Raw genomic sequence first — 15,641 nt, forward strand, 5'->3', positions numbered from 1 at the left:
TGCGCTCCTTACGGCGTCAATCCATCGAGCGGAAGCGATGCGATGCCGCGGGCGCAGTCGATCCTCTGAGCGATCTTCAATGCAGCATCCAGTTCGCCAATGCCGTACTGCTGCATCAACTGGAAGCGCTCGGCTTTCTCCTCCGGTTCCGTCTGAGCCAGGGCCAAGTAGAGGCTGGGTGGGACAGCACGAAACAACACTTCCATCGATTTGGAGAGGATCACGCCCTCACTATACTTGCCCGTCTCCTTGCGTGCCGACGCCATCAGCGCCTTCTGTGCCGGGCTCAGCTCGCGGAAGCGTGCGATTTTCTCTACCTCATCCGGCGGCATCGACAGGCAAATCCACCACTCAATCATGTTGAGCATTGGTTCGGCCGCCTTGGGCAAATCATCAAGGTTCTGAGTCGCAAGCCAGTACCAGGCGCCGAGCTTGCGCCACATCTTGGTGATCTTGACGACGTAGGGCGCAAGCAGCGGGTTCTTGGTGATAATGTGCCCCTCATCGGTCACGTTGATAATCGGCCGCCCGAGAAACTGGTCGCGCTCGGCGATGTTGTTCACCGTGTTGATGAGGCTGATGTAAGCGATGGAGAGCTGGGCGTTGTAGCCCTCGCGCGCGAAGGTCGCCAGATCTACGACGGTGATGTCGGCTTCGGGCCAAGGCGTACCGGGCCGATCGAACATTTCGCCATCCACGCCCTGGCAGAACATGTCCATTGCGTCGGCCATTTCCGCCAGTCGGGCGCGACGGATCTCCGGCAGTGTCGAATCGTGAGCGCGCCCGCGCAGTGCGTCGCGCACATCGCGCGTGAGTACCATTCGCTTATCGGCCACACAACGCTGAGCCGCGTCGAGGATGCACTGACGAATGAGGCTGCGGTCTGCTCGCGTCATCCGCGTCTCTTCCTTGTCTTCGCCGCCGGTGATCATCAGCCGCGCCGTGATCTCCAGCTCGCCGAGCACATCGCGCTGCTCGTCAGCGTCTGCGACCCGCGTTGTCTCGGCGCGGTCCTCATCCAGGTCATCGGCATCCAGCGTTTGCACTTCACCAGGCGTATCTACCAGGCGCCAGGCGTCGGCGAAAGGGGCCAAGCTCACGCCAGCGCCGGGAGCGAGCTTGACACGGTGGACCGACAGGCCCAGGCGCGAGGCAAAGTCGCCGAAAAGACCGAAGCTATTGCCCGCCTCGACGATAAACAGGCGCGGCCGGTAGATCGCCGTGATCTGATTCAGAATGTTGTTGAGCGTGGCGCTCTTGCCCGAGCCGGTGGGACCGAAAAGAAACAGATGCGCGTTCATCTGCCTGTCCAGCCGGTTAAGCGGATCGAAGGTGATCGGCCCGCCGCCACGGTTGAAAAAGGTGATGCCCGGATGCCCCGTGCCCTGGCTGCGGCCCCACACCGGCGCCAAGTTCGCGGCGTGCTGCGCGAACATGAGCTGGGTGTACCACTGCCGCTTGTCCAGGGCCGGGTCGAAGACGCAGGGCAACCAACGCAGGTAGCTGTTGAGCGGCGCCACCTCGTCTTCCTCGCGCACCAACTGTAGACCAGCGTTGAGCATGACGTTGACCAGTTGCAGGCCGCGGGCGTCAAGCTGCTGCAGGTCGCGCCCCCGCAGGTAGAAGACCAGCGCGCCGCGGTAGAGCTTGTGCGCGCTGCCAATCATGCTGCGCGCCTGCTGCACGTCCTGGCGAGTCTGCTCCGAAGCTAGTGTCTCGCCCACCGATTTCTTGCTCAGGTGGTTCAGGTGCGCCTCTAGCACGTCCTGAGGCGTAGCGACCAGGGTAAGACACATCACCGTATCTTCCGGCATCTGGTCGAATAGCGCATTGACTGCATCGCTTCCCTTGCGAGTCTCACCGGTTATGTGTCCCGTCGCCGGAGGCATGCGCAGGCGGTCCATCACAATGACCCGATGCGGCATCCCGTCGAAGAGCCAGACGCCGTTGGCCACGTCCGAGCACGGCTGCCCGAAGAACAAGCGCTGGGCAAAGTCGCCGCTAGCCAGTTCGATCTCGCCTGTTTCCCCCTCCTCGGGGTAGCGGGTCAGCGCGTAGAAGCGCTCGCAATCTTCAGCACTCGGCCCCAGCAGCGTCGGATGCGGGTTGAACCAGCGCAGCAGCCAGTCATGGATGTCGGCCGCATGCATGCGGCGGGCCTTCACGCCCGCATTGGCGAGCCCGCCCACGAGTCGATCACAGATCGTGCAGAGAGACTGCTCGGGCGACTGGCCGCGTCGGGAAACCGCTGTCGCGGGTGCGCGCCGGTAGACTACCATGCGCACGCGCCGGACCTGGCCGCGCCACGGCAAGCGTGTGACCATGGTGTCCTCAAAGAGCCCGCCTGGCTTGGCGATCGCGCGCAGATGGTGCGCGAAGAAGCGCAGATAGAACTCGCTGAAGGCGATGCCCTGAGCACGTGGCCGGACGTAGTCTGCCAGCGTGCGCAGATAGCCGTCCCAATTCGCCTCGTCCTGAGCATAGAGCTGGACCACCCAGGGATGCTCTTCCAGTTCATCGAAGGAATCCTGCAGCGCGTTCTCCAGCGCGTCGCGCGCCTGCCACAGCCAGGCCAATTCGCGCCCTTCAGTGCCGACAGGGGCCAACTCGAAGAAGGCCGCGACCGAATCGCCGTCCTCCAGCAGCATGCTCATCGATTCGGGAAGATATTCGACCCAGGGCAGCAGATCGGCGAAGGACGGGGCCACATCATAGAGCGCCTGGGCGTGCGCCTCGGTGGCCGGGTTGCGGCGGCCGGCGGCCAACGCGCTGCCGGGCTCGGTAATGCCATGCGCGGCCAGTAACGACACATGCCGAGTCCAGGCCTCGTCAGCCGGTTCACTGGCACCGGTTGCCCTTTCGGCCCGGCGCGTCCTAAAGAATGAGCGGATCATTAGTAATCCTCCAAACGTTCGCCCGGCATCGCGTACTGCACCCGCTGGTAAAGCGGAAACACCGTGGTGTAGCCGGGCACCGGCACTGGATCGCTTCCGGACAGATGCGGGAAGACGTACATCACGAGGTCCGGGTTGGGCAGTCGGTGGAACTGGCGGTAGATCTCGTTGGCGGCGGTGCGGGTGTAGGCTGCATTGGCCGCGGGCATGCTCTTTACATCTGGCTCAGTCAGCGGCCGGCGCAAGCCCTGACGCACATCGATCAGTTGTCTCGCGGGCTGACCACCGCCCGCACTGCCGCCGGTCTCCTGTTGCCAGACATCGAGCATTGTGTGATCGCCTTGTGGTAGTAGCTTGTCCTTGCTGGTGGCACACCCTCCCAGCACCAGGGCTGCAATCAGCATCGCGGCGGCTTCAGTCCAGATCTGACGCATGAGCTTCTCCGATGCGGTGATTGACCCGCCGCCCCTTGACGTCGTAGTCGATGTTAAGGGGCTGCTCCAGATGGACAGCGACTTTGGCCCCGGGCTGCACGTAGATTGCGGCAAAGGCCTGCCCGTAAAGCTTGTTGACCCAGTCGGCCATGTCGCGCACACCCCCGGCGAGAATGCGGCCCATGGCCTCGTTGCCTGAAATGCCGACCGTACCAAGCGAGCCGTTGCTGTTGGAGACCACGGCTACACTGCCGGTGTCCGACTTGATGAGCGAGGCCGCGCCTGCGCCGGCCGCGGTAATCAACGCCTGCGAACCGAGGTACTGTTGCGCGTTACTGCGACGCTCGCCGGAGACGCAGGGGACGCCGTGGGGATCGCTGATCCAGCCCAAGCTACCCCGCACCGCGCTGCCGTCCATGCCGGTGCTGCTAGCCTGGTCACCGGTGGCGCCCTGGCTGCGCGAACTCTTCTGCGGCACGTTTTGGATAGTTCCGTCTTGGAAAACGAACGTCACGCTGCGGACCTGGCCGCGCACGCATGAAAGTGTCCAGTCGCCCGAGGCGGTGCCGCTCACCACTGCACCGGCTACGTCGGGAATATCGATGCCGTTGGCGGTAAGGTTGTCCGGACCGATCAACACCTTGAAGGGATACGGGTCGTTGACCGTACCGTCGATCGGCACACGTCCGATCAACGCTGTCATGGCAATCGACCCAATGAGTGTCGAGTTGGACGGCACCGTGTAGATCGGCTTGGCGTAGGTCTCTGCGGCGCTGCTGACGGCCTCAGCGGCGGCGCTCGCAGTGCTTTCAGCCATATCCGTCAGAGTTCTCTGCGCGGGTCCGAAGCTGGTGGGCTGATTCGGGCCGCTACGTACATCGCCACTCTTAACTGGCGTTGCGTCATCTGGTTCCACCCAGTGCAGGCCGCCACTCTTGCGCGCGCCGCCCCTGTGCTTGCCATCGCCCTCCTCCAGGCCCAGCCCGATGGGCAGGTCGGGCTGCCCGCCCTCGCCAGAAAGCCCGTCGAGGCGCCGCTGCAAGTCTTGTAACCGGTCCTGCGTCTGCTGACGATCGTTTGCGATCTGATCACGCTCCTGTTGCAGGCGGCCGCGCTCGCCCTCCAATGCGGTCTGGATGCTTTGGTCAATCGCACTCTCACGGACACGCATGCGCTCGTTCTCGGCCTTCTGGTCCTTGTTGTCGTTGAGCGCTGCCTGTAGTTCGTTGCGCAGTTGCTTGACCTGGGCGACCAGCGTGGCAACGGTATCGCGCGGAGTATCGCCCTCGATACCCAAGGCTTTCCTCTCTTCAGGCGAGAGCGGATTGGCACGATCGGGCCTGGCGGGTTCGGCACCATGATCATTTGAGAAGAGCCTGATGCCAGCGAAGACCATCAACAGCACCATCGGGATCAGCAACCACTTGAGGAGGGGATTACTTTTCATTATGGGGACCTCCTCCTTCGGCCGGGCCGGGCGCGGCTGCCACCGGCATGCTAGCGGTGGCGTCGAAGGTTGCCACCTTTGGCAGCAGTGACTCGGCCAGGCCATGGCCACGGGTAACAAGATAGACCACGGTGGTGTCGGTCGAAGCGCCAGCCGGCCCCAAGGTCGCATGCTGGAAGGTTGCCGCGACGAAATCGCCTTGCAGTGCGCGCGGGTCGAGTACCAAGCGCCGTGCGGACGTGTTAGTGAGCTTCACTGCCGTCACCCACTGGTCATCGAGCCGCCACGCGGCCAGCGCCTGCGCGCGCAACGGGAGCACAGGTAGCAATGTGTGTAGAGCCAGATCGCGGCGTAGATTCACGCGGCGGACGCCAGCCACCGGCTCCACCGTGCGCAGCGGTGCATAGAGGTTTTGTGCCGCATAGCGTGTCAGCACCGCAGGCACCGGGCTCGCGCGCCGCGTCGCCGCGCCTGCCGTCTCGCGCGGCTGGTGCTCGCTTGTGACGGTACCGGCCAGAGCGTTCGCCGGCGATGATGCCGCATCGCCCACGATGATGCGCACAGGCTCGAGCGCAGGCTGGCCTGCCTTGGCTGGCTCGGCAGCGATGTCGAGCAGGATCAGCGCCCCGGAATCCACGTCTTGCAGTTGCAGCCGCGAGGGCGGAATCGGCTCGCTCGCGCGCAGATAGATCGCGCCGCCGGCGCTCTGCACGCGCAGGTGCGATGCGATGTTCTCCGGCAGGCCGACGCGCACGTTACGATCGATGAAGATCACGCGCTCCTGACCAACCACTAGCGCCACAGCCAGGGGCAAACGTTGCCAGCGCAGGAGCTCCACAGCGTGGCTGATGGAGACTTGCGCCATGCCGAGCAGAAGGCCAGCCAAGGCCGAAAGGATACGCCGCTTCATGGCGCTTCTCCTTGCAGAGGGTTGACAGCGGCAGGTTGGCGGCCGGATACAGTTGCCGGCGCCGATTCAATGCGCTGCGGCGCCCTCGCATAGCAGTCCAGCGCCAGGCCGAAGGGGTTATGCTCTGGGTCCACATCCGAGCGAACGACCTTCAAGGCATAGCGCACCAGTGCGCGCTTGACCTGTTCGGAGCCGAGGTACTCGTCGGCACTTACCTCGAGCGTGACGATCCAATCCGCTGCTGACACGACTTGCACGCGCGACGTGGGATCATCGCCGTAGCCTCGGCCGGGGATCTCATAGATGCCGCGCACCCGTTGGCGCAGTTCGCCGTTGTTTCGCCGCAATTCGTAGTCCTGTTGCAGGAAGGACCGGCACCCAGGCGTGAAGTAAGCGGACAGCGCCTTGAGATTGCGCGGGTAGTCCTCCTCGCCATTGGCCGGCCAGCGCTGGGTCTGCTGCCAGATGTAGAAGGTAAAGGCGTAGACGTTTTCCGGAGGCACGTCCCACCACTTTCGGGTGCTACCCGAACGCAGATCAGGGGGCACGTGGATGGTCAGGGTCTTCGGCGCGCTCCACCAGCCGAACCCCAGCACCAGGGCCAGGGCGAACAGCGCTGCCACGGCTAGGCGCAAGGTCTTGACATGCGCCTCGAGGTGCATGACCTCGTTCTTGAACCGGCTCATGCGGCGCCCCGACGAATGGATGTGGAAGGCCACTCGCGCCGTGTGGTCCACCAGCCAGAGTAAGTGATGATCTGCCGTCCGCCTACTTGAGCAGCCAGCGAGGGGTAGCGCAGCGCGAGCCGCCACTGGAGCTGGCGGTATAGCCAGGTGTCAGGCCGACCGCGCTTCTTTCGGCGCAGGAAGCCGCCACCCCCGAACACGCCGATCCCGATGCCAACGACGACCAGGGTCGGCACCATGGCAATACTCTGGGTCAGCCAGGCCGCCGCCAAGCCTGTCAGGAAGCCGGCCACACCGGACAGGCCGGCGCAGGCCCACAGCTCGTCGGCAGTCAATCCGCGTATCACCACCGGATGGCGGTTCAAGCGATGCGGCAGGAAGACGACGAGCCCATCATTGAGACCATCCTGCGCAGCCAGCCTCGGATTCTGGCGGTAGCCGGTCATCGCTGCACGCCCTCAGAGCACACCGGTGGCCTTGGTCATCAGCCAGATGCCAACGACCAACAGAATGGCGCCCACCGCCACCGTGAGGCCGAACTGGCCCCAGGTAGCGCGGCCGGTGTGGATCTCGGCATAACGCGTATAAGCGTGGTAGCAGACCCCGATGAACATCGAGGAAACCACAAGCAGCGCAATCAGCAGCACGATGTCGTAGCCGTAGTTCTGCAGCGTTTGGAGGATGCCTTTACCCGCGCCGCGCGATGGGTCTTCCATAGTCGGCAGGCCGGCAGCGAACGAAGCGCTTGGCATGCCCGTAATGCCTAGCGCAACGAGTGCGGTGGCAACACATGTGGCGCGATGGAAAATCGAACAGGTTTTCATAGCGATTCAAACTTTCGTGGTGGTCAGGACAGGAGAAAGAAGCTCAGCGTCAGGTACATCGCGACGAATCGTACGGCCACGCCGACGAACTGGCGCTCGGTTGTCCGGTTCTCGGCCCAACCGACATAGGCGGTACGCAGCGCCCAAACACCCCAGAGCAGCAGAACGGCGAAGACGAAGCCGAGGACAACGGTGGAGACGGTCGCAGGCGTGAAGCCACTGTTGGCCTGGAAAGCGGCGACTTGATCAGCGGCAAGCGTCATGGCGATGACTCCTGCGGTTCATGGCTTCGTACGTAGTCGCCGGCGATGGGAACGGGATCGCGCGGCTGGGCACGCTCGGGGGCGAGGTAGTCCTGCACGCCTGCACGGACGCGCTCAAGGTCAGCATGCAGCCGGGCATAATCGAAGTGGTAGCGGGCACGTTCATCCATTGCGGTGTTGGCGGCGTGCGCTGCGATGCTGTCCGCCAGTTCAATCTGACGCGCCAAGGCGCCGAGTTGCTCACGCTCCATGGCGCCATTGGAAGCCATGGCCGCACGCAAACTTGAGAACGAAAGCAACAGGAGCAAGATGACCATCCGGCGTGGCCACGCGCCAGTGCGTCGGCATGTTTGTTTCATGTTGCCATCCCCTGGTGAAGTGGATGGTGTCAATACTGCAGCGCGCCGCAGTCATGCACCGTAGAGAAAGAGGATTCCTGCACAACCAGATTGATGGCGTCATGTTGCGCCAACGGCGGCATTTCAGCGCGCAAGCTTTTCCCTTCCCAGAAGCTGCTGAGCACATATGGCATGAGTGCGCCGAACCTACACGTCGGGATGACCGCCGCGGCCATTAGGAAAGCGGGTACAAAGTGCCAGCCCGCAAGCGGGGGGACTTGTGCACGTTCCTTCCTGCGGGCAAGGCGCAGTCGGACACGTTCACCTTCCAAAATCGCCTAGAGATACTTCTTGAACGTCGCGGCGGAAATACATACGGCTACGCCCAGCATTGACGCGCTGGGCAACAGGATTAGCAGCGGATGAACGCTCACCGGCAGCGCCAGGTAAATGACCCACGGCAGAATGGCCAGCGGCATCAGGCTCGCCTTCGCTCGGTGGTAGACGAATCCCGATTCGCGGCCGGCTGCGAAGCTGCGCACGTCACGCCGAACTAGCCCATCCACCAGGCCAACGAAGGCGGCGATCAAAAACAGCGGCAAGGTCAGCGTCAGCACCAGCAGCCGCACGAGAAACACGAGAGCGGTGAAGGCGGAGGCGATCAAGTAGCTCTCAACATGCACATAGACCACGCCAAGGTAGTTGCGCAAATCATGTGCCTGGCTGCGGACACCGGCGCTTGCCTGCGTAGCGGCATCGCGTATCACGTCGAGCAGGCCGCTTTTGACGAAAAGCCAGTCGTAGGCCAGCTCGACAAGATGCCGAGCGGTGCGGCCTGGTTCCTGCACCATCACGCTGCGCGTAAAGCTCTCCGATACCAGGGCCAACTCGTGATTGAGCATGCTCTGCGCGTGACGCCAGCCCTGTTGAGGCCAGAAGAAGTGCAACCCGATGCATTCGATCACGATGCACAAAAGCAATGAGCCGCACAGCACACCAAAGATGCGGAACGGCAAAGTGATGACACTCGCGACCAGCCCCTGTTGGTAGAGCTGCTGGCGCTGCGCTGCGACGACCGGATCGCTCATGTTTCGACGTCTTCGCCACCAGCCTCATTGGCCGCGGTAGTCTGCTGAGAGTTCGCTTGCAGATCGTCTGGAAACGCTTGTTTCTGCGAGACAGGGACGCCTTGACTCGCCCACCAGTCGCCCGCCTCGCCATAGTGCTGCCGCATGTAGGCGGCGAGTTCCTGGAGATCCTTTGGCATGACCTCATCGGGGTCGGCGGCGGGGAGCGGCATGCGGATCTTCCATAGATTTCCGCCTTCGATCAGCGCGAAGCATTGCCCCTTGGGCAACGCGACCACGTGCGCGGGCTCGATCAACGGCACGCTGGTGCTGCTGATGCGATCCTGGGTGTTGGAGGTAAAGGCGGTGTTGCCGCTCGGGTCCGAGCTGTCGATCGCGCCGCTCGTCACCGTGGCGGCATACACGTCGACCTTCGGCAGTTGCCGCGTCAGCAGTTCGGCCGTGGCGGTCTCGCGCACGCGCAGCATAAACAGGTTATTGAAGTTGCCGATCAGCTGCCCGGCCTTGGCGCGGCTGCCCATGCGCGCCTCGATGTCAGAAAGGGTCTGCGTGTAGGCTGTCACTTGGATCCCGGCGCCGCCGCCCTTGTTGACCATCGGTATGAATTCGTCCCCCATCAGTTCGTTGAACTCGTCGGCGTGGACGTTGATGGGCACCTTCACGCCGGTCGATGGGCCCGGCAGACCTTCCTCGATGCCAAACTTGTAGATGTGGCCGGCGACTGATACCAGGTCGCTAAACATTGAGTTGCCCACGGCGGCCGCGACTTCGGCGTCCGATAGCGCGTCCAGCCCGACGTAGACCACGGCGCGTTTGCGGATGATCTGCATCCAATCAAAGATGGGCCGCAGGTCGTTCAAGTCCGAGTAGTTCGGAGCGAGCAGTGGCGCGATCTTTCCGGTGGTCAGCTTCTCCAAGAGCGGCAGCAGGCTAGCAACGATCTTGTCGAAATAGGTGCGGTCGTAGCGCACGGCACTACGCAGGCCATCGAGCACGGGGTCATAGATGTGCACTTGCGAAAGGTATTGCTCCAGTGCCACGACCCGCTTCTCGCGGCCGATCATGTTGCGCGGCGTGTTCCTGTCGTTTAGCCGCGCCTCGAGCTGGACGATGACCTCCCAGGCTTTCGGCTCGCTCTTGGCGAAGAAGTGCTGGGCGTACTCGATGAATAACGTGTCGATATTGATGACGTGGCGCTGGATCAGCAGGTAGTCGGGACGCTGCCCCAGCTCGACCAGCGCGCGCGCGATGATATTGACAAAGCGCCAGGCGAACTCGCGGAACGCTGCGCTGTTGCCCTCGGCCGAAAGCTGGCCCGCAATGCGCGTGGCAACCTCCGATATCCGGTCGAAACGGCCCACGGCGTTGTATCGTGCCGAGATGTCCGGCCAGCCCAGGTGGAAGGTGTAGAACTCCCCTTCTCTGCCGGCGCGCTTGGCCTCCACGTACATGCGCTTGAGCAGGTCGGCGTCCCCCTTCGGGTCGAAGACGATCACCACCTCGTGCTGGCCGCCCACCTTGCGGCGGATGTCCTGGGTGATGAACAGCTCGGCCAGGCGGGTCTTGCCCACGCGCGTGGTACCCAGCACCAGCGTGTGGCCGACCCGCTCGCCCAACGGCAGCGTGACGTCGACCTCGTGCGGCTCGATGCCGTGCAGACGTGGCAAGCCGCCGACTGGCGGCAGCGGGCGCGCTGGATTGAGCCGACTGTCCCAGGCCAGAGCCTTCGCCAACCTGGACACAGGGAATGGCGCGAACTCCAGCCGCGCCTCAATCCTCCGCGCCGCTCGGTAGAGCGTTGTCGGTTCCACGTAGTGGCGGAACTCCGGCCGGTAGGTCTGCATAAGCCGCTGCGTGTGGCGCTGGTCCCATCGAAAGCCACGGCCAACGAATAGCCGCTGTTGGCTGACGGGCACGTCCCGGCTGGTCATCACGTAGCGCGGTAGCCTGCGGATGTTGCGTCGGTAGCGGAGGATGGCCCAGGCGTCCCGCAGCCGGATGGCGCCGAAGAAGAGGAACGCAAGCGCGCTACCCAGGCCCAACAGAGGGCTCAGCGCGAGCGACCACGGTGCCGTCAGGCACAGCAGCGCGGCGCCCGCACAGGCCGCGACGGTGTACAGCTCCACCGCGGGGCGCAGCAGAACCTCGATGTTCCGGGACTTGGCCATAACCGGCGTCTCACATCACGGCTCAATGCCGGTGGAGGTGATCAGCACTGGATAGTGACGGATGCCCAGCCGCTGAGCCAGGTCGTCCCCGGAGACGGGCGACAGCATCAGGCCCGGCGCTAGGCGGCGCAGTGTGGCCAGTGCATCGGGCGACACCACGTTGACCACCAGTCCCACCGCGTGCAGCGCTTTCAGCGCTCCCCGGCGCTGCAGCAGCCAAGCGCGGGAGCGATCATCGTCGCCGATCAGGAACAATGGTGTGAGGCCCGGCGCGCGGATGACGCGCCGCGGCTCATTACCCGGCGACAGCCGTGTCGAGCGCACCGGCAGCATGACCGCCTCGGCTTCTCCCCGATCTCCGTTGCGGGGTGTCTGCTTCGGTGCGGCCGGCCCGTGCGCCCCCTCACCCTCGGCATTCAGTGCCTGGTAATACGGCAGCGTCGGGGCCCCGCCGCGGTCCTCGACAACGATCAGGGGCTGGGCGGTCGATTTCGCCAAGGCGGTGGTGGCAATGAGCAGCCCCAGGGCGGAAGTACAGAGCATCCGGTTCATGGCCAGGTCACTTGATAGTGGAAGGCGTTGTGCGCGGCCCCAGCACGCGAACGAGGTGCTGATGAACACTGCGGCGGTAACGAGCGGCCGGTGCGCCGCCGGCTGGACGGTGGTAGCGACCGATGGCGGCTAGCCAGTCCTCGCCCTCTATGTACTGCTCCTTGAGAATTTCCGCGACGATCGCGAGATTCCTGTAAGGGTCGAGGAGCTCGCAGGGATGACTGTAGCGATGCGCTTGGTAACCGAGATTGACCTGCCCGAGGCCGGCGTCGATCCGGTTGGCTGGGATGCGGGTGAGCGCTTGGCGCAAGCGCGCGCAGGTCTGAGCCCGCGTGGCATAACGCTCGCCCCTCCCCGCAACATTGAGTGTCCACGGCCAAGGGATCAACCGTCCACGCAGTCTGGTGCCGCTCTCCTGCAAGGCCACCGCGTACAGTACTGGCGATGGCACACCTGCGTGCTTCGCAGCAATCTGGTAGGCCGGCGGCGGCTCCTCTTGCGCGGGCGCAACTGATGCCCAGACGCAGGCGACTAGCAGGAGCGCGACACGCAACGCGGATTGCGGATTTACTGCCGCTGCCATCTGCCGTTCAGCTCACGTACCACGGCCGGCAGCTCGCCCGACACGCCGAGGGACAGCCAACGTCCGGCATCATGGTTGAGCGTGATCGTGCGTGCGCGGACTCGGGCCGGGTCGATGCCGGCCCGAGTCGCCCACTGGCGGATATATGCATCGTCCAGGCGGCTGCCGACCATATAGACATCGAACTCCGTGCCCGCCGTCTGCAACTGGCGCACGCGCTGGTCGCACGGCGCGCAGTCAGCCCTGACGAAAACGGCCAGGCGACCAGAACCGCTGTTACCAGCGCTCAGTGTCTGTGCACCCGGGAGATTGACACGCTGCTGGCCCGGATAGAGGCGCTTCCAAGCCGCGTCGTAGGCCCTCTGGTAGGCGAGGGTTTTGTTCACGCGCCTTGCCTCAACCTGCACCTGCAGCTCGGCGTAGTGGTTACGCTCCTCGTCACTGCGTGCCTCGATGCCCAAGGTCGTGAGAGGATCGAGGTTGGGGGAATAAACGCCCAGCGGCCCTTGCATCAGTTGCCGGTATCGCGTCCATTCTTCAGGACGCAAGCCCCAATCCCTGGCCTGGCGCTCGTCGAGCGCGGCGTCAATGTTTTTCATCACCTGGCTCTGAGCTACGCGCGGGGTCACCAGCGGCGCTGTCTGTGCGTATGCACCGCGTAAGCCGACTACCAGGAACACGGCAAGGACGGCCACAGGTACTTGCGTCATAGTTCACCCCTACGGGATTGCGATGCGCAGCGTGTGGCCGTCGATGCGGAATACCGCGCCATGCGCTTCGATGGCTTGGAGCCGCCAGGCGCCCATGGTGTCGCCCTCACGAAGCAGCCGCACTTCGCGCACCGAAGCTGCGCCCCGCGCCGCGACGGATACAAGGCGCTCTCCACCGCGCAGCTCCAGACCGATGACATTGAAGGGCGGCTCGGGTACCGTTGGCTTGGGAGGTTCGGCTTTGCGCCGCGGTACCATGGCCATGGCCGGCGCTGTCCTCTTTAGGCGATCCTCAATGGCGCCGACGCGCGCTTGCAACGCCTGCAACCCGCTGGCACTATCATCGGCGGTCTGAGCCTGCTCAACCCGCGACAGGCGCTCATCCAGCTCTTGGCGCGTGGCATCGAGATCGGCCCGGATGACGGGCGTTGGCTGCAGCTTAACGGCCTCGGCCTGCTTTTCCAGACCGTCGACACGCGTCGCCAGCGCCTGGACATGGGCATTCTGAGCGCTGGCGCGGCTATGCTCGGTCAGACGCGACAAGCCAACGCTATTGAGGATCGTCAGTGCGCTGACAAGCAGCTGCCAGATGCAGGCGACAACCCACGGCCAGCGTACGCGTCGATCGCGTTTGGACGAGGCCGGTTTGTTCGGTGCATTCATTGTTGCACCTCCGGATTATCAACGCGGTCAATGCCTTCGAGGGAATCCACAGCCGTTGCTTCGGCAGTGGTGGTAGCGGGCGCCACCGCGTGCTTGAAGCAAACCTGGCGCGAGGTTTCATCAACGGCCATGTCCCACGCCGGACCGGCGAGCGTCAGCAACGCATCGCGCAGAACCATCGGCCCCAACCGTAGATGAGCCGCCGGCAACGGCAGCGCATACAGCATTACGGCCTGCGAGCCCTCGCACAGTCGATATCCCGACCGCTGGAGGACATGGCGCATGGCGTCGCCGACCGTGGAGTCGAGCGAGGGCGGGATGGTGATGTCCACGACCTGCTTCATTAGGTCCCGCTGCCCCGGCTCCGCCACCAGTTCCGTCAAGGTGTAGCGGCCGTAGCGGACGACGGGCACAGGGCTGCCTGGCGTATTCGTCCCGGATATCAGCGCTTGGGATTGCTGGGGTGGCCCGGGCGTCTGTGTCAGATCGGCCGGTGGTACGGTGGTAGCACAACCCGTGATAAGGACGGCCCCGGCAAGACCGGCGAGCGGGAGAGAATAGGCGGACAGTCGCATTTATATTGGCTTCCGAAACACGCAGCCATTACCTTCGCCGCATTCGATGCAAACGGCAGCACCAAATGGGAATCGCATCCTCACCGGTTTGGCGATGCAGCCCCGGGATCGAGGAGAGCCAGTTAGCGCCGCGGGGCCGCTCTTCCGCCACAGTGTGATCAATCACGCCTTGGGATAAAGACTCCCCAAGACACTCCTGCAGGCTGGGCTCATGCCTGGCACCGCTGTTGCCAGTGCCCCGTCGGCAGGGCCGCCTCTGCCGCCTCCCGTGAGGGGAAATACTCCACTGCCTCACGTGATACCGATCCTTCACGGTGGGCAGTGCAGATGTAGTGGCCGGCGGCGCTGGAAAGCACCTGCAAGGATAGGTGTTTGCCCGTGTAGGCCTTGGCCAGATGGCCGTTGGGACGGAAAGCCCCACACCATGACGGAAACGGAATCGTCCCAAAGGCTTACAGAAGAAGCGCATCGGCGTCGGGAAGACGCGCCGCCGCAGGGAGACAATGCGAAGCGGACTGTTGCGATGCATGCGGCGATCACGTCTTACAGACTTGAAAATCCTAGCGGCCTCGCCTCGCGCCGACCGGGCGGCAGCCTCCATGCCCGGGGCCGCGCCACTTTCTGACCAGGCAAAGAACAATCGGCTGAAAGCACTAGGCTTTCAGCCTTGGACAAAGGCGCCACCTGTGGCTGCTGCAGCCCTGTCAACGGCATTTGCTGCGCCAGCAGTCGCACTCGACCCGTATCGTGGCTGGGGTCGACATCCTTGGGCACACATCCGTGCACAAAGGGAGCCCGTTGTTCCACCGGCGGGCACCGGCAACGAATACCGACGACCCGACGGGTCTCCTCGAGGCTCGCTGCGGCACAGGCCCGCAAGCCGCCAGGAGACCCTTCGCCATCGACGGAATCAACTGGATCAACGCAACCGCGCCGAGCGCGGTCTATCAAGGAACGACCTTCTCGCCTCGCATGTGCATAACGGCACCGTGAGACGCGCGCAACGTTGCAGAAGGTGACATGCGCTGGGATTTCCCGCGGGATGCGGGCAATTGGCCACGCCGGCTAATGCAGCCGGCATGACGCAGGGTTCGCGAGGCCAGCGCCACCTGTCATGGCGACCTGGCTGATGTACGCCACTGCGAGATGCGCTGCCCTGCCGGTGAGATCTTCATCCTCGGTTTCTGGATCCGACAATGAAGGCTCCTTGTCGATGGGCGGCTCGCCGGATGGGTGACAGCATGACTGCGCCGAATGAGACGGGCCACAAAAAAGCCGGACTGCATGGACGCCGATTAATGACCGTCGAAGGGACAATTGCCGCAGCATGCGTCGATTGTTCGCAACCAGCAAGGGGACCCCAAGCTTGCCTCAGGAGAGCGGATGGGAGCGAGTCGACCGCTGGGAATCTGTCCCGGGCGATAGCACACGGCGCACGGCGGGCATGCTACAGCTGCCCGGCGCTTGTATACGACAGCGTTCTCGTCGGCACCCGCTCTTCGCCGC

General features: G+C 63.9%; 17 protein-coding genes. All 17 read right to left on the reverse strand.

The window, feature by feature from the left end; translation table 11 throughout:
- Positions 1-8: 8 nt before the first annotated feature.
- A complete protein-coding gene (locus AC1Q7H_RS01425; protein WP_492377898.1) occupies positions 9-2,894 on the reverse strand; it encodes a conjugative transfer ATPase in 2,886 nt (961 codons plus the stop codon).
- On the reverse strand, positions 2,894-3,328 hold the full coding sequence (locus AC1Q7H_RS01430) for a TIGR03751 family conjugal transfer lipoprotein (RefSeq protein ID WP_211980085.1): 435 nt from the start codon (positions 3,326-3,328) through the stop codon (positions 2,894-2,896). The genes AC1Q7H_RS01425 and AC1Q7H_RS01430 overlap by 1 nt, the downstream gene beginning before the upstream one ends.
- Complete coding sequence (locus tag AC1Q7H_RS01435) at positions 3,309-4,775, reverse strand: TIGR03752 family integrating conjugative element protein (protein ID WP_211980086.1); 1,467 nt, start codon at positions 4,773-4,775, stop codon at positions 3,309-3,311. Before AC1Q7H_RS01435 ends, AC1Q7H_RS01430 begins: the two co-directional genes overlap by 20 nt.
- Positions 4,765-5,685 carry a TIGR03749 family integrating conjugative element protein gene (locus AC1Q7H_RS01440; protein WP_492380857.1) on the reverse strand — a complete coding sequence of 307 codons (921 nt, stop codon included), beginning with the start codon at positions 5,683-5,685 and terminating at the stop codon, positions 4,765-4,767. Before AC1Q7H_RS01440 ends, AC1Q7H_RS01435 begins: the two co-directional genes overlap by 11 nt.
- Positions 5,682-6,371: a PFL_4703 family integrating conjugative element protein gene (locus tag AC1Q7H_RS01445; protein WP_492380858.1), complete on the reverse strand. Its 690-nt coding sequence runs from the start codon at positions 6,369-6,371 to the stop codon at positions 5,682-5,684. Before AC1Q7H_RS01445 ends, AC1Q7H_RS01440 begins: the two co-directional genes overlap by 4 nt.
- The gene (locus AC1Q7H_RS01450; RefSeq protein ID WP_211980089.1) at positions 6,368-6,817 is read right to left on the reverse strand and encodes a TIGR03750 family conjugal transfer protein; all 450 of its coding nucleotides are present in this window, start codon (positions 6,815-6,817) and stop codon (positions 6,368-6,370) included. The genes AC1Q7H_RS01445 and AC1Q7H_RS01450 overlap by 4 nt, the downstream gene beginning before the upstream one ends.
- A 12-nt stretch (positions 6,818-6,829) precedes the next feature.
- A complete protein-coding gene (locus AC1Q7H_RS01455; protein ID WP_211980090.1) occupies positions 6,830-7,195 on the reverse strand; it encodes a TIGR03745 family integrating conjugative element membrane protein in 366 nt (121 codons plus the stop codon).
- Between the two features lie 23 nt (positions 7,196-7,218).
- Complete coding sequence (locus AC1Q7H_RS01460; protein WP_013957673.1) at positions 7,219-7,458, reverse strand: TIGR03758 family integrating conjugative element protein; 240 nt, start codon at positions 7,456-7,458, stop codon at positions 7,219-7,221.
- The gene (locus AC1Q7H_RS01465; RefSeq protein WP_475681313.1) at positions 7,455-7,775 is read right to left on the reverse strand and encodes an integrative conjugative element protein, RAQPRD family; all 321 of its coding nucleotides are present in this window, start codon (positions 7,773-7,775) and stop codon (positions 7,455-7,457) included. Before AC1Q7H_RS01465 ends, AC1Q7H_RS01460 begins: the two co-directional genes overlap by 4 nt.
- Positions 7,776-7,846: 71 nt before the next feature.
- A complete protein-coding gene (locus tag AC1Q7H_RS01470) occupies positions 7,847-7,990 on the reverse strand; it encodes a hypothetical protein (RefSeq protein WP_492380859.1) in 144 nt (47 codons plus the stop codon).
- A 144-nt stretch (positions 7,991-8,134) separates the two neighbouring features.
- Positions 8,135-8,884: a TIGR03747 family integrating conjugative element membrane protein gene (locus AC1Q7H_RS01475; RefSeq protein ID WP_492380860.1), complete on the reverse strand. Its 750-nt coding sequence runs from the start codon at positions 8,882-8,884 to the stop codon at positions 8,135-8,137.
- Entirely contained in the window at positions 8,881-11,052 is a 2,172-nt protein-coding gene (gene traD / locus AC1Q7H_RS01480; protein WP_492380861.1) for a type IV conjugative transfer system coupling protein TraD, read from the reverse strand. The genes AC1Q7H_RS01475 and traD overlap by 4 nt, the downstream gene beginning before the upstream one ends.
- 15 nt (positions 11,053-11,067) lie before the next feature.
- Positions 11,068-11,604 (reverse strand): integrating conjugative element protein, encoded by a 537-nt coding sequence (locus tag AC1Q7H_RS01485; RefSeq protein WP_211980094.1) that lies wholly within the window; start codon positions 11,602-11,604, stop codon positions 11,068-11,070.
- Positions 11,605-11,611: 7 nt separating this feature from the next.
- Entirely contained in the window at positions 11,612-12,187 is a 576-nt protein-coding gene (locus tag AC1Q7H_RS01490) for a lysozyme family protein (protein WP_492380862.1), read from the reverse strand.
- Positions 12,172-12,897 (reverse strand): TIGR03759 family integrating conjugative element protein, encoded by a 726-nt coding sequence (locus tag AC1Q7H_RS01495; protein ID WP_492380863.1) that lies wholly within the window; start codon positions 12,895-12,897, stop codon positions 12,172-12,174. The genes AC1Q7H_RS01490 and AC1Q7H_RS01495 overlap by 16 nt, the downstream gene beginning before the upstream one ends.
- Before the next feature lie 9 nt (positions 12,898-12,906).
- Positions 12,907-13,560 (reverse strand): hypothetical protein, encoded by a 654-nt coding sequence (locus tag AC1Q7H_RS01500; protein WP_013957681.1) that lies wholly within the window; start codon positions 13,558-13,560, stop codon positions 12,907-12,909.
- The gene (pilL2, locus tag AC1Q7H_RS01505) at positions 13,557-14,135 is read right to left on the reverse strand and encodes a PFGI-1 class ICE element type IV pilus protein PilL2 (protein WP_013957682.1); all 579 of its coding nucleotides are present in this window, start codon (positions 14,133-14,135) and stop codon (positions 13,557-13,559) included. Before pilL2 ends, AC1Q7H_RS01500 begins: the two co-directional genes overlap by 4 nt.
- Positions 14,136-15,641: the final 1,506 nt, after the last annotated feature.

Source organism: Cupriavidus sp. GW823-FHT06D04 (assembly GCF_058795055.1).